The 13808-nt window shown below is 71.2% G+C and carries 11 protein-coding genes; 7 read left to right on the top strand and 4 right to left on the bottom strand.

Going from position 1 to position 13808, the window contains the following annotated elements:
• Positions 1-1150, bottom strand: a 1150-nt coding sequence (locus ACRDSK_RS25100; protein WP_431443706.1) for a glycoside hydrolase family 3 protein, incomplete at its 3' end; no start/stop codon positions are given.
• 10 nt (positions 1151-1160) lie between these two features.
• Positions 1161-2390: an ROK family transcriptional regulator gene (locus tag ACRDSK_RS25095; protein WP_431443705.1), complete on the bottom strand. Its 1230-nt coding sequence runs from the start codon at positions 2388-2390 to the stop codon at positions 1161-1163.
• Positions 2391-2592: 202 nt separating this feature from the next.
• Here ACRDSK_RS25095 and ACRDSK_RS25090 point away from each other — a divergent pair, with 202 nt between their 5' ends.
• From ACRDSK_RS25090 to ACRDSK_RS25065, 6 genes are all read left to right on the top strand, one after another.
• Positions 2593-4260, top strand: coding sequence for an ABC transporter substrate-binding protein (locus ACRDSK_RS25090; RefSeq protein ID WP_431443704.1), 1668 nt, complete (start codon positions 2593-2595; stop codon positions 4258-4260).
• A gap of 6 nt (positions 4261-4266) precedes the next feature.
• Positions 4267-5313: an ABC transporter ATP-binding protein gene (locus tag ACRDSK_RS25085; RefSeq protein WP_431443703.1), complete on the top strand. Its 1047-nt coding sequence runs from the start codon at positions 4267-4269 to the stop codon at positions 5311-5313.
• Complete coding sequence (locus ACRDSK_RS25080) at positions 5313-6293, top strand: ABC transporter permease (RefSeq protein WP_431443702.1); 981 nt, start codon at positions 5313-5315, stop codon at positions 6291-6293. The genes ACRDSK_RS25085 and ACRDSK_RS25080 overlap by 1 nt, the downstream gene beginning before the upstream one ends.
• A gap of 3 nt (positions 6294-6296) precedes the next feature.
• On the top strand, positions 6297-7262 hold the full coding sequence (locus ACRDSK_RS25075) for an ABC transporter permease (RefSeq protein ID WP_431443701.1): 966 nt from the start codon (positions 6297-6299) through the stop codon (positions 7260-7262).
• A 124-nt stretch (positions 7263-7386) separates the two neighbouring features.
• Positions 7387-8385 (top strand): ABC transporter ATP-binding protein, encoded by a 999-nt coding sequence (locus ACRDSK_RS25070; RefSeq protein WP_431443699.1) that lies wholly within the window; start codon positions 7387-7389, stop codon positions 8383-8385.
• A gap of 32 nt (positions 8386-8417) precedes the next feature.
• On the top strand, positions 8418-9830 hold the full coding sequence (locus tag ACRDSK_RS25065; protein WP_431443707.1) for a GH1 family beta-glucosidase: 1413 nt from the start codon (positions 8418-8420) through the stop codon (positions 9828-9830).
• A 396-nt stretch (positions 9831-10226) separates the two neighbouring features.
• On the opposite strand, the gene ACRDSK_RS25060 is transcribed toward ACRDSK_RS25065, so the two are convergent.
• Positions 10227-11957, bottom strand: a complete 1731-nt coding sequence (locus ACRDSK_RS25060; protein WP_431443698.1) for a discoidin domain-containing protein — start codon at positions 11955-11957, stop codon at positions 10227-10229.
• A gap of 169 nt (positions 11958-12126) precedes the next feature.
• On the opposite strand from ACRDSK_RS25060, the gene ACRDSK_RS25055 reads away from it, so the two are divergent.
• Positions 12127-13032, top strand: coding sequence for a DUF1996 domain-containing protein (locus ACRDSK_RS25055; protein WP_431443697.1), 906 nt, complete (start codon positions 12127-12129; stop codon positions 13030-13032).
• Between the two features lie 87 nt (positions 13033-13119).
• On the opposite strand, the gene ACRDSK_RS25050 is transcribed toward ACRDSK_RS25055, so the two are convergent.
• The coding region (locus tag ACRDSK_RS25050) for an HAD-IC family P-type ATPase (RefSeq protein WP_431443696.1) at positions 13120-13808 on the bottom strand (689 nt) is incomplete at its 5' end.

Raw genomic sequence — 13808 nt, 5'->3', positions numbered from 1 at the left:
GGAACGCGCCGACCGCGTGCACGACGTCCGCGATGCCGGCGAGCGCGGCGCGGATCCCGGCCAGCGGCGACACCGGCGCGGCCGGGTACACGCCCGCGCTGCCGCCGCCCTGGATCCGCGCGGTGACGGCGTTCCAGCCGAGCACGGCGACCCGGCGCAGCGCGGTGGGGTCGAGCGGCAGCAGCCCGGTGTTGCGCACCAGCACCGCGCTCGCCGCGACCGTCTCGCGCAGCAACGCCTCCGGCGCGTCCGTTGTGGACACTGCGGGCTCGGGCGCGGACACTGTCACGGGCGTGCCGAGCGCGCCCACCTGCTCGGCCAGCCGCAGCAGCCGCAGCACCTTGTCGTCCACGGTGGACTCCGGAACGTCACCGGCGCGCACCGCGGCCACCAGCCGCTTGCCCCACGGCCCGCGCGGCCCGGGCATCACGAGGTCCTGCGCGGCGCGGGCGGAGGGCACCGTCGAGCCCACCGCGCCCCAGTCCGACACCACCGGCCCGGCGAAGCCCCACTCCCGCTTCAACGGGTCCGCGAGCAGCGGGCTCTGCGACATCGGCGCACCGTTGACCCCGTTGTAGGCCGACATCACGACCCGCACGCCGGCGGCCGCCGCCGCCTCGAACGGCACCAGGTAAACCTCGCGCAGCACCCGCTGCGCCACGGCGACGTCGAGCGTCATGCGCTCGGTCTCCGAGTCGTTGGCCACGTAGTGCTTCGCGGTCGCCGCCACGCCGCCGGCCTGCACGCCGCGCACGTAGGCCGCGCCGGTCCACGCGGTCAGCCACGGATCCTCGCTGTAGCACTCGAAGTGCCGGCCACCGGCCGGCGAGCGGTGCAGGTTCAGCGTCGGCGCGAGCAGCACGTCCACGCCCTTGCGCCGCGCCTCCGCGGCGAGCAGGCGACCCAGTCGCTCGACGAGCGGGGCCGACCAGGTGGCGGCGAGCGCGGTCGGCGACGGCAGCACGAGCGAGGTATCCCGCTCGTCCCACCGCTCGCCGCGCACCCCGACCGGCCCGTCCGACATCACCACCGAGCGCAGCCCGATCGCGGGCTCCGCGGGCAGCCGCCACGGCGTCGCGCCGGTCAGCAGCCGGACCTTCTGCTCGACGGTCAGCTTGCCCACCAGCCGTCGCAGTTCCTCCGCACTCACCGCTGCCCCTTCAGGTCATGGCCGGCCGCGCGGGCCGGCGCGCGTCCGCCCCGAGCGTCAGCAGCGCGTCGACCGGCAGCGTGGCCGCGCCGACCGCGACCGCGTCCGGCCCGAGCTGGCAGAGCTCGATCGAGGTCTGCTCGTAGGCGTGCCGCAGCGCGTGGCTCGCGGTCGCCGTGCGGATCTCGGGCAGCAGCCGGGTACCCAGCGCGAGCCCGGCCCAGCCGCCGAGCACGATCCGTTCGGGGTTGAACAGGTTGACGAGGTTCGCGATGCCCGCCCCGAGGTAGCCGACGGTCTCCTCGAGCACGCGGGCCGCCGTCGCCGACCGGTCCGCCGAGGCGAGCAGGAAGTCCAGCTGGGACTGCTCGTCCGGCCGGGGCACCGCCCGCCCGCCGCGCGCCCGGCGGAAGCGGTCGAGGACGCCCTCGGCGCCGACGTAGGCCTCCAGGCACCCGGCCGAGCCGCAGCGGCACTGCCGCCCGCCGTACACCAGCGTGGTGTGTCCCCACTCCCCCGCGCTGCTCGTGGAGCCGCGGTAGGTGCTGCCGTCGGCGATCACCGTGGCGCCCACCCCGGAACCGATCAGCGCGATCACCGCGTGCCGGGCCCCGCGGCCGGCGCCGAACCACATCTCCGCCTGCCCCTGGGTCTTCGCCCCGTTCTCCACGTACAGCGGCGCCCGCACCCCGCACTCGCGCACCAGGTCCGCGAGCGGGATCCCGTCCCAGCCGATGGCCTGCGCGTGCACCCGGACCGGGTCGCCCTGCTCGACGGTGCCCGGCACGCCGATGCCCACGCCCAGCACGTCCGCCTCGGCCAGGCCGGCCTTGCCGAGCAGCTCCTCGAGGCCGGCCGCGATGAGCGGGCCGACCAGCGACGGGTCGGGCTGGGGCGGCGGCAGCGGCCGGTCGACGGCGGCCAGCCGGTTCATGCCGAGGTCGAACAGCTCCATCGTCACGCCGGTCTCGCCCACGTCGACGCCGATCACGCTGCCGTAGTCCGGGTTCACCCGCAGCAGCACGCGCGGCCGGCCGCCGTCGGACTCGACCAGGCCGGCCTCGACCACCAGACCGTCGTCGACCATCTCGCCGACCACGTTGCTGACCGTCGCCGCGGACAGACCGGTGCGCCGGCCCAGCTCGTGGCGGCTCAGCGGCCCCTCGAAGAACAGCGTCGACAGCAGCGTCGACCGGTTGTGCCGCCGCAGGTCCCGCACTGTGGCGCGCCTCGGCTCCATGAACTCGTCCCCTCCCGCCCTGGCCTCCGCAAGCCTAGCCGGACCCGACGATAGTTCATCTCATGGCTTATTTCGTAGCTTAAATTTAGACTAAATCCGTTACCTGACCGTTATTGACGTGACCCGGCTCACCCGGTTGACTCCGAGCCAACGGGTAGCGCGCGCGCTCGCGTTCCCTTCCCCGACAAAGGAGTCCGGTCTCATGCGACTCAGGCGAAAGACCGTGGCCGTCACCGCCGCGTTACTGCTCACCGCCGGTCTCGCGGCGTGCGGCGACGGCAAGACCGACGCCGGCGGCAGCCCGAACGGCGTGCTCAACGTCGGCATGCCGAACGGCCCGCAGACGGAGAACCACAATCCGTTCCTCCCCTCCAGCTCGAGCAACTCGCTCGGCTACCGCTGGGCGCTCTACGAGCCGCTCGTGATGACCAACCAGGTCAAGCCGACGGATGAGGGCAAGCCCTGGCTCGCCGGCGAGTGGAGCTGGGCGGACAACTACCGCACCCTCGAGCTGACCATCCGCGACAACGCGACGTGGTCCGACGGCAAGCCGGTGACCGGCGGCGACATCGCCTACACGTTCACGCTGCTGAAGGAGACGCCGGCGCTGAACATCAACGCCATCCCGTACGAGAAGGCGACCGCGGACGGCAACAAGGTCACCGTCACGTTCGCGAGCTCCCAGTTCGTGAACCAGATGGACATCCTCACCCAGACGCCGATGGTGCCCGAGCACGTCTGGTCGAAGATGTCCGACCCGGCCACCGACACCGTGAAGAAGCCGGTCGGCTCCGGCCCGTACACGCTGAAGTCCTTCACGCCGCAGACCGTCACGCTGACCGTGCGCGACGAGTACTGGCAGGACCTCCCTCAGGTCAAGGAGCTGCGCTACACGTCGTATAACGACAACAACGCGCAGACCACCGCGCTCGCGAACGGCTCGTCGGAGTGGGCGTTCACCTTCATCTCGAACTACAAGGCCGTCTATGTCGACAAGGACCCCGAGCACCACAAGCTGTGGTTCCCACCGGTGCTCGCCGCGCACGGCCTGTTCCTCAACACCGAGCTCAAGCCGTTCGACGACCCGGTGCTGCGCCGCGCGATGAACATGGTCATCAACCGCAACGACGTGTTCATGCAGGGCGAGGCGGGCTACTTCTACCCGGAGATCAAGAACGTCACCGGCATCCCGACGCCGGCCGGCGACCCGTTCCTGTCCGACGAGTACAAGGGCCAGGAGTTCGAGGTCGACGTCGAGGGCGCCAAGCAGCTGCTCACCGACAACGGCTACACCTACGCCGGCGACAAGCTGACGGACAAGACCGGCAAGCCGGTCAAGCTCACGATGTCCAACCCGGCCGGCTGGTCGGACTACATCACCACGCTCGAGATCCTTAAGGACAACTTCTCCGAGCTCGGCATCGACGCGGCGGTCGACAAGGCCAACCAGGACACCTGGACCACCAACGTCGACACGGGCCAGTTCGAGGCCGCGATGCACTGGACCAACAACGGCGCGACCCCGTTCGACCTCTACCAGTCCATGATGGACGGTGCGCTGTACAAGCCGACCGGCGAGTCCGGCGTGAACGGCAACTGGGGCCGGTTCCGCAACGCGGACGCGACCGCGGCGCTCGACCAGTACGCGAACGCGGCCGACGACTCGACCCGCGAGGCGGCGATGGACGAGCTGCAGAAGCTCTACGTCGAGCAGGCGCCCGTGCTGATCACCGGTGCGGCGAACGCCGGTGGCGAGTACAGCACGAAGAACTGGGTCGGCTGGCCCGACGAGAACAACCAGTACGCGCCGGCCCAGCCGACGCAGCCGAACGCGCTCGACATCATCCTGCACCTGAAGCCGGCCTCGTAGGTCGACGTGACCGCGGCGACCAAGCCCACCGCTTCCGACACCACCGACGTGGTGCTGGAGGCGGTGGGCCTCACCAAGCACTTCCCCATCCGGCGACGGTTGCGGACCCTGTTCGCGAAGCAGCGCGCCGTCCACGCCGTCGAACAGATCGACCTGGTGCTGCGCAAGGGTCGGGTCACCGCCATGGTCGGCGAGTCCGGATCCGGCAAGTCGACCGTCGCTCGCCTGTTGGCACAGCTCGTGCGGCAGACCGACGGTCAGGTCCTGCTGCACGGCGACCCCGTGCGAGCCAAGGGCCGGCGGTTCCGCGCCTACTGCCGGCGCGTCCAGATGGTCTTCCAGGACCCGTTCGCGTCGCTGAACCCGATCCACACCGTGCGCTACCACCTGACGCGCGCGCTGCGGATCCACCGCAGCGACGCCACCGCCGAGGAGCTGCTGACCCGGGTGGCGCTGACGCCGCCGGAGCGTTTCCTGTCGAAGTTCCCGCACGAGCTGTCCGGCGGGCAGCGGCAGCGGGTGGCGATCGCACGGGCGCTCGCCGCCGGGCCGGAGGCGCTGCTCGCCGACGAGCCGGTGTCCATGTTGGACGTCTCGATCCGGCTGGGCGTGCTGAACCTGTTGCGGGACCTGCGGGAGCGCCTCAACCTGGCGATCCTCTACATCACCCACGACATCGCGTCCGCGCGGTACTTCGCCGACGAGGTGCTCGTGATGTACGCGGGCCAGGTCGTCGAGGGCGGTGGCGGCGAGGCGGTGACCCAGCACGCCGCGCACCCCTACACCCGCCTGTTGATCGCGTCGGCGCCGGACCCGGACCGGATCGCGGGCGCCGAGGTCGGGGTCGCGGACCTCGGCGGCGGCGAGCCGCCAAGTCTGATCGCGCCACCGGCGGGCTGCCGGTTCCACCCGCGCTGTCCGCACGTCATGGTCCGCTGTCGCACCGAGGCGCCGCCGCGCCTGGCCGTGGAGTCCAACGGCGACGGGCCGCACTGGGCGGCGTGCTGGCTCTACGACGCGAACACCGTGTCGGCGGAGGAGGCGGCCGACTGATGGGCTACCTCCTGCGGCGCATCGGGTTCTACGTGTTCACCGCGTGGGCCGCGATCACCATCAACTTCCTCCTCCCGAGGCTCATCCCCGGCGACCCCGTCCAGTCGCTGATCGCGCGGGCGCGCGGCCAGCTGGACGCGACGGCCATCCAGTCGCTCTACATCCTCTTCGGGCTCGACCAGGACAAGAGCCTCGTCGAGCAGTACCTCACCTACGTCGGCCAGCTCTTCCGCGGCGACCTTGGCCTGTCGTTCACGTTCTTCCCGACGCCGGTGTCGGAGGTGCTGTCCGACTCGCTGCCCTGGACGCTCGGGCTGGTCGGCATCACCACGGTCATCAGCTTCCTGCTCGGCACGTTCATGGGCGTGCTCGCCGGCTGGTGGCGCGGGTCCTGGGCGGACGTGCTGATGCCGGTGACGACGTTCCTGTCGTCCATCCCCTACTTCTGGCTCGGCCTGATCGCGATCACGCTGCTCGCCGACCAGGGCGGCGCGTTCCCCTCGTCCGGCGGCTACGACCCCGGCGTCGTGCCCAGCTGGGACATGGACTTCGTGTGGAGTGCGGTCTACCACAGCGTCCTGCCCGCGATCACGATCCTTGTCACGTCGATGAGCGGCTGGGTCCTGTCGATGCGGAACATGATGTTGACCGTGTCCTCGGAGGACTACATCACGGTCGCGCACGCCAAGGGCCTGTCCGAACGCCGCGTCATGGTCGGCTACGCGGCCCGCAACGCGTTGCTGCCCAACGTGTCCGGGTTCGCGCTGTCGCTCGGCCTGATCGTCGGCGGCACGCTGCTCGTGGAGATCGTGTTCTCCTACCCCGGCGTCGGGTTCCAGCTGTTCCAGGCCGTCGGCGCGAAGGACTACCCGCTGGTGCAGGGCATCTTCCTGATCATCACGCTGTCGGTGCTGGTCGCGAACCTGCTCGCGGACCTGATCTACCTCCTGCTGGACCCGCGCACCCGGAAGGAGGGCTGAGCCGTGGCACTGCCCGCACCCGAGGTGATGACGGCCGCGCCTCTGGCGCCGGTCCGCAAGAAGCGTCGGCAGCTGCGGTTGTTCGCCAACCGCAAGGCCATGATCGGCCTCGGCGTCCTCGGCTTCTTCTGTCTGCTGGCGGTCTTCGGGCCGATGGTCGCGCCCTACGAACCCGGCGAGCGCGGTCCGGACCTGTTGGTGCCGCCCAACTCCGACCACTGGTTCGGCACCACGCACCTCGGCCAGGACCTGTTCAGCCAGATGCTCGACGGCTCCCGCAGCGTGTTGCTCGTCGGGATCGTGGCCGGTGTCGTGGCGACCGTGCTCGGGATCCTGGTCGGCGTGACGTCCGGCTACCTGTCCGGGATCGGCTCGGAGAGCCTGTCCGCGCTGTCCAACGTGTTCCTGGTGATCCCGGCGCTGCCACTGATCCTGATCATCACGCTGTCGCTGCCGGACACCGACGACATGACGATCGCGCTCGTGATCGGCTGCACGTCGTGGGCGTGGGGGGCGCGCGTACTGCGGGCGCAGACGCTTTCGCTGCGGCGCCGGGACTACGTCGAGGCGGCGCGGGCGACCGGCGAGTCGACGTGGCGGATCATCGGGTTCGAGATCCTGCCGAACCTGACCGCGGTGATCGCGGCCAGCTTCATCGGCACGGTGATCTTCGCGGTGCTGTCGGAGATCACGCTCGCGTTCATCGGCGTGCCCGGGGTGTCCGAGTGGAACTGGGGCGCGATCCTGTTCTGGGCGCAGAGCCAGCAGGCGCTCGCGCAGGGCGCCTGGTGGTGGTTCGTGCCGCCGGGGCTCGCGATCGCGCTGCTGGGCACCGGCCTGGCGCTGCTGAACTTCGGCATCGACGAGTACGTCAACCCCCGCCTGCGCAGCAGCGCGGGCACGAAGGTCCACGGGGTGCGGATGCGCGTCGGGTTCACCCCAGTGCTGCGACGGGAGGCAGGTAGTTGAAGCAACTGGCGATCTTCGAAACCGTCACCTCAGGGGAACGTGACGCAACCCAGCCACCGGTGCGTGACCAAGTCGAACCTTCACCACCCAACGCCACCTACAGGGTTAATTTCGGGGAGGCGGAATGAGGCCTGTGCTGGAGATCGAGAACCTGGACGTCAGCTACGGGCTCGGCGACGAGGCCGTGCACGCGGTCCGGGACGTGAGCCTCACGCTCAACCGCGGCGAGGTGCTGGGCCTCGCGGGCGAGAGTGGCAGCGGGAAGTCCACGCTGGCGTACGGGATGCTCCGGCTGCTGCCGCCGCCCGGCGTGGTGACCGGCGGGCGGGTTCGTTACCACCCGCGCGACGGCGAGCCGATCGACCTGATGCGGCTGTCCACCGCGAAGCTGCGCCGGTTTCGCTGGTCGGAGATCTCGATCGTGTTCCAGGGCGCGATGAACTCGCTCAACCCCGTGCACACGATCTCCGCACAGCTGTGCGACGTGATCGCCGCGCACGAGCCGAGGACCAGCCGCGCGGTGCGGCAGTCCCGTGCGAAGGACCTGCTGAAGCTCGTCGGCATCACCGCCGACCGACTGGGCAGCTACCCACATCAGCTCTCCGGCGGCATGCGCCAGCGGGTGATGATCGCGATGGCGCTCGCGCTCGAGCCGCGCGTGGTCGTCATGGACGAGCCGACCACCGCGCTGGACGTCGTGATGCAGCGGCAGATCCTGGCCCAGCTGGTCGAGCTGCGCGAGCGGATCGGCTTCTCGGTCATGTTCATCACGCACGACCTGTCGCTGCTGGTGGAGTTCTCCGACCGGATCGCGATCATGTACGGCGGCCGGATCGTCGAGTCGGCGCCGGCCGCCGAGCTGTACCGCACGCCGCTGCACCCCTACAGCGACGGCCTGCTGCACTCGTTCCCCGCGCTGCGCGGGCCGCGCCGGGAGCTGACCGGCATCCCGGGCTCGCCGCCGGACCTGCGCGCGATGCCGTCGGGATGCGCGTTCCATCCCCGCTGCCCCAAGGCGTTCGAGCCGTGTGCCGACCTGTCGCCGGCGCTGGCGGCGCCACCGTCGGCCAGCGGCCGGTCGGTGGCCTGCTGGCTGCACACAACGGAGCGAGTCACAACCTGACCGGGGAGTGAACCAACACAACGGAGGATGGGATCTTGGACACGACTGCGGCCGTGGTGGAATCCGCGGCGGAGCTGGAGCTGATCGACGGCCTGCCCGCGGAGTTCCGGTGGGGTGTGGCGACCTCGGCGTACCAGATCGAGGGGGCGCACGACGAGGATGGGCGCGGGCCGTCCATCTGGGACACCTACTGCCGGACGCCGGGCATGGTGGAGGGCGGCGAGAACGGTGACGTGGCGTGCGACCACTACCACCGGATGCCCGCGGACGTCTCGCTGATCGCCTCGCTCGGGGTCGACGTCTACCGGTTCTCGGTGGCGTGGCCGCGGGTGCAGCCGGGCGGACGCGGCCCGGCGAACGCGCGGGGGCTCGCGTTCTACGACCGGCTGGTCGACGAGCTGCTGGAGTCCGGTGTGGACCCGTGGGTGACGTTGTACCACTGGGACCTGCCGCAGGAGCTGGAGGACGCGGGCGGCTGGCCCGCGCGGGACACCGCCTACCGGTTCGCCGACTACGCGATGATCGTGTTCGAGGCGCTGCAGGACCGGGTGCGCACGTGGACGACGCTGAACGAGCCGTGGTGCTCGGCGATGCTCGGCTACTGCGAGGGCCGCCAGGCGCCCGGGCGGCAGAGCTTCGACGACGCCATGGACGCGGTGCACCATCTGCTGCTGGGCCACGGGCTCGCCGCACAGCGGATGCGGGCGGCCGCGCGCAAGCCGATCGAACTGGGCATCACGCTGAACATGGGCACCTCGATGCCGGCGACCCGGTCGCTGGCCGACCAGGAGGCGGCGCGTCGGGCCGACGGGCTCGGGGCGCGGATCTACCTGGATCCCCTGCTGCGCGGACAGTACCCGGGCGACATCCTCGACGACCTGTCGGCGCGGGGCGTGAAGCTGCCGGTGGTCGACGGCGACCTGGCGATCATCAGCGAGCCGATCGACGTGCTCGGGGTGAACTACTACTCCTCGCACCTGGTGTCCGGTGTGGACTCCGCGGGCCGGACCGAGGACGCGGACGGGAACCCGGTGTCGTCCACGGTGCCCATGGGCCGTCCGGTGACGGCGATGGACTGGGAGATCGTGCCGGAGGGGTTCACCGACCTGCTGGTGCGGCTGTCCCGCGACTACCCGGGCGTGCCGATGGTGATCACGGAGAACGGCGCGGCGTTCGACGACGTGGCCGACGAGTCCGGCTACGTGGCCGACGCCGACCGGACCGGGTACCTGTCGTCGCACATCGCCGCCGTCGCCGCGGCCCGCCAGCGAGGGGCGGACGTGCGCGGCTACTTCGCCTGGTCGCTGCTGGACAACTTCGAATGGTCCTACGGCTACGCGAAGCGGTTCGGTCTGGTCCACGTGGACTACGAGACGCAGGTCCGCACCCCGAAGCAGAGCGCCCTCTGGTACCGAGACACGATCCGCCGCGTCCGGGGCGGCTAGCCTGCGACGGTGTCGTTCGTCGACGGCGTGGCCGACCGGCTCGCCGGCGTGCTCGTCGTCTCGCTCGGTGGGTCCCGGGCGCGGGGGACCCACCGGCCGGACAGCGGCGAGGTGTCCGAGCTGGGCGCGTGGGGCGGCGGGGTGTTCAACGGCGGCGCGTGGCTGACCGTCGACGGGCGGCGGGTCGACGTGCACTACCGCGACCTCGACGTCGTGGAGCTCGTCGGCGAGCCGGCGGTGCGCCGCGTGCTGCGCGGCGCGCTCTCCTGGCTCGAGTACCCCGACGCCCTGCGTGCCGAGGCGCCGCGGGTCTGGTGGCGCACGGCGGAGCTGGTGTTCGGCCGTGGTGGCCGTCGAGCGGGCGCACGCGCTGTGCGCCCGCTCGGTGCGCGCGGCTCAGCGGCGGTAGACGCCGAGCTCGAACAGCGAGTAGCCCCAACCGGTGCCGCGCTGGGTGGCGTGCACGCGCACGTACCGGCCGGACCCGGCGACGTCGACCGCGTCCACCCCGCCGTTGCCGGTCGTGGTGGCGTAGACCGTGCGCCAGGACGCGCCGTCGTCGGAGGACTGGATCTCGTACGCCCGGCCGTACGCGGCCTCCCACACCAGCTGCACGTGGTCGAAGGACTGCACCGAGCCGAGGTCGACCTGGATCCACTGTGGATCGCTCCAGTCGCTGGCCCAGCGGGTGGCGAGCGAGGCGTCGGTGGCCAGCGTCGGCAGGAACGGCGCGCCGTCGCCCTGGGCCTGGTACGACGACGCGGTCGTCGGCTTGTCCTGTGACAGCTTGGTTCCCGGCACGCTCGGCGGCACCACGCGGAACGACCTGGACTCGATGCCGACGTTGCCCCGACCGTCCCGGGCGTAGACGTACAGCTTCCACACGCCGAGCCGGTCGGGCGCGGTCACGGTGAACGGGTCACCGCCGGTGAACGACGCCGGCACCAGCGCGCCCGCGTTGTCGATGTACTTGCTGTTCACCATCAGCGCATAGGAGACCGGGTCGCCGTCCGGGTCGCTCGCGGCCACGTCGACGGTGAAGGTGCCGCCCGCGGGCACGTCGCCGAGGTCGGACATCGCGGAGATCACCGGCGGGGTGTTGGCCGGCGCCGCGCCGCCGTAGGTGCGCGCCACCGAGTAGTACGACAGCCGCCTCTCGTTGCCCGGCAACAGGTTGAACCACACGCCGCCGAAGTCCTGCTCGGTGCCGTAGTGGAACAACGTGCCGCCCAGCGCCACGCCGCCGTGGGACATCAGGCAGTTCCACGCGGCCGGGTACCCGTCGCGCTTCTCCACGTCGGTCGGCTCGCGCGGCACGCCGTTCGCGTCGTCGGGCACCTCCCACTCCCCGCGCGGGCCGCCCTCGGTGAGGATGTAGGGCTTGGTGTAGCCGCCGGCCTCCCAGTCGCGGCGGACGTCGCATACGGCGCCGTAGGAGTTGACCGCGTACAGGTCGAGGTCGGGCGCGTGCGCCTCGAGATAGGGCCAGGCGCCGGTCCACGCGTCGGTCGAGGTGACCGGGTGGTTGGGGTCCGCGGCGTGGATGGCGCGGGCGATCTCGTTGACGTGGCGGACGTAGGCGACCCGCTGGTCCTCGAGCTGGCTGCCGCCGAAGCAGTTCTGCATGCCGAGGATCGACTCGTTGCCGACGTTCCACATGAGCACGCCGGGATGTGCCTCGTACTCGTTCACCCAGCGGACGAACTCGGTGAGCGTGTTCTGCTTGTAGGTCGTGTCGGTGAGGTAGTCGACGCAGCCGCCGCTGCCCGGCCCGCCGCCGGGCTGCAGCCAGAACCCGTTGATCACCTTCACGCCGTTGGCCGCGGCGGCGTCGAGCAGCGGGCGGGTGGTGCCGTCTGTGCCCCACGTACGGACGGTGTTCACGCCCATCGCCCGCACGTCGGGCATGCGTGCCACGGCCTCGCCGACCGGTGGGCCCCAGGTCAGCCCCTTGACGGTGTAGGGCGAGCCGTCGACGGTGAGCTGCCAGGCGCCCTGTGACCCGCTCACCCGCACCACGCTCGGCGCGGCGCGGGCCGGGGTCGCGGCGACGGTGAGGGTGGCGGCGACGGTGACGAGCAGCGTCGCCAGCACGGCGAGCGGGGTGAGCGGGCGAACGCGCGTCATGGCGATCTCCTCGGCAGGGTTCGAGCAGGTTCGGAGAGCGCTCTCCCGCTCGTCTTCCGAGTGTCTCGGTGTTGTCAGCGGCATGTCAAGGGCGGTGTTGACAGGAAACCGCGTCTCCGTCACTCTGCTGGGAGAGCGCTCTCCCTCGATCTCTGCCGAGGAGGAGTCCATGAAACGACATCTGGCGCTGACGTTCGGCGTGCTCGCGGGCGCGCTGCTCGTGTCCGCGCCCGCGCACGCCGACGACCTCGTCACCCACCACGAGTTCCAGGTCAACTGCTCGGTGACACACCGGCTGCCCGACGACCCGATCGTGTTCCCCAACCTGCCGGGCGCGTCGCACGAGCACAGCTTCACCGGCAACACCACGACGAACGCACACTCCACACTGGACTCACTGCGCGGTGCCGGGCTGGGCGCGACGTCCTGCCTCGCGCCCGACGACCTGTCCGCGTACTGGTTCCCGACCGTGTTCGACGGGGACACCCCGGTGATCCCGAACTTCCGCCAGGTCATCTACTACAAGTCCGGCATCATCGACTACCAGGCGGTGCGCCCGTTCCCGCCCGGGCTCCGGTACGTGGTGGGCAGCAAGGACGCGACACTCGACGAGTTCCGCACCGCGCCGGGCCGCGTCGAGGGCTGGGAGTGCGGGGACAGCTTCTTCAACTGGGACTTCCCCACCCACTGTCCTGCCGGCACCCAGCTGAACATCCGCTACCAGGCCCCGAGCTGCTGGGACGGCGTGCACCTGGACTCGGCCGACCACAAGAGCCACATGGCCTACCCGGTCGACGGTTTCTGCCCGTCGAGCCACCCGAACCCGGTGCCGATGCTGGAGTTCAAGATCGCGTTCCCGGTCGACGGCGACATGTCGGCGGTGCGGCTGTCCAGCGGCCGCGGCTTCTCCTGGCACTACGACTTCTTCAACGCCTGGGACGAGCCGACGCTCGCCGCGCTGGTGAGCCACTGCATCAACGGCGGCCTGCAGTGCGACCCGCGCGGGTTCGACCTGTACAAGCCGGACCGGGGCACCGCCCTCGGCCCGAACTACCGGCTCCCGGGCCGTCCGTGAGAGCGGAGGTGCCCGCCGCGCGGCGGGCACCTCGACCCACGCTCGCGGGAGTCCTTGTCCGACAAGGGATCGTGTCGGGCGCGGCGGTCAAGCGGCGTCGGGCAGCGCGGTGCGTGGTTCGGTCGGCGAGGAGGCGGCCCGCGTCTCGTTGCCCGGGAGCACCGTGAAACCCCGCAGCCGCAGGCTGTTCGTCACCACGAAGACCGAGCTGAGCGCCATCACCGCGCCCGCGATCATCGGGTTCAGCAGGCCCGCCGCGGCGAGCGGCACCGTCGCCACGTTGTACGCGAACGCCCAGAACAGGTTGCCCTTGATGGTGTTCAGGGTCCGCCGGGACAGCCGGATCGCGTCCGCCGCGGCTCGCAGGTCGCCGCGCACCAACGTCAGGTCGCTGGACTCGATCGCCACGTCGGTGCCGGTGCCCATGGCGAGCCCGAGGTCGGCCTGGGCGAGCGCGGCCGCGTCGTTGACGCCGTCGCCGATCATCGCCACCACCCGGCCTTCGGCCTGCAGCCGGCGCACCTCGTCGACCTTGCCCTCGGGCAGCACGCCCGCGACGACCTCGTCGATGCCGACCTCCGCGGCCACCGCGCGTGCGGCGGACCGGTGGTCGCCGGTCAGCAGCACGGGCGTCAGGCCGAGCTCGCGCAGTTGGCGCACGGCCGCCGCGCTCGTGGGCTTTACCGTGTCGGCGACCACGAGCAGACCCCGCGCCTCGCCGTCCCAGGCGACCGTGACCGCGGTCCGGCCGAGCGCCTCGGCGCCCGCCTTCGCCT

The sequence above is a fragment of the Actinophytocola sp. genome (assembly GCF_050699915.1).
Lineage (GTDB): Bacteria > Actinomycetota > Actinomycetes > Mycobacteriales > Pseudonocardiaceae > Actinophytocola.
The sequence above is the reverse complement of the archived record's forward strand: the minus strand, read 5'-3'. Positions and strand labels throughout refer to the sequence as shown.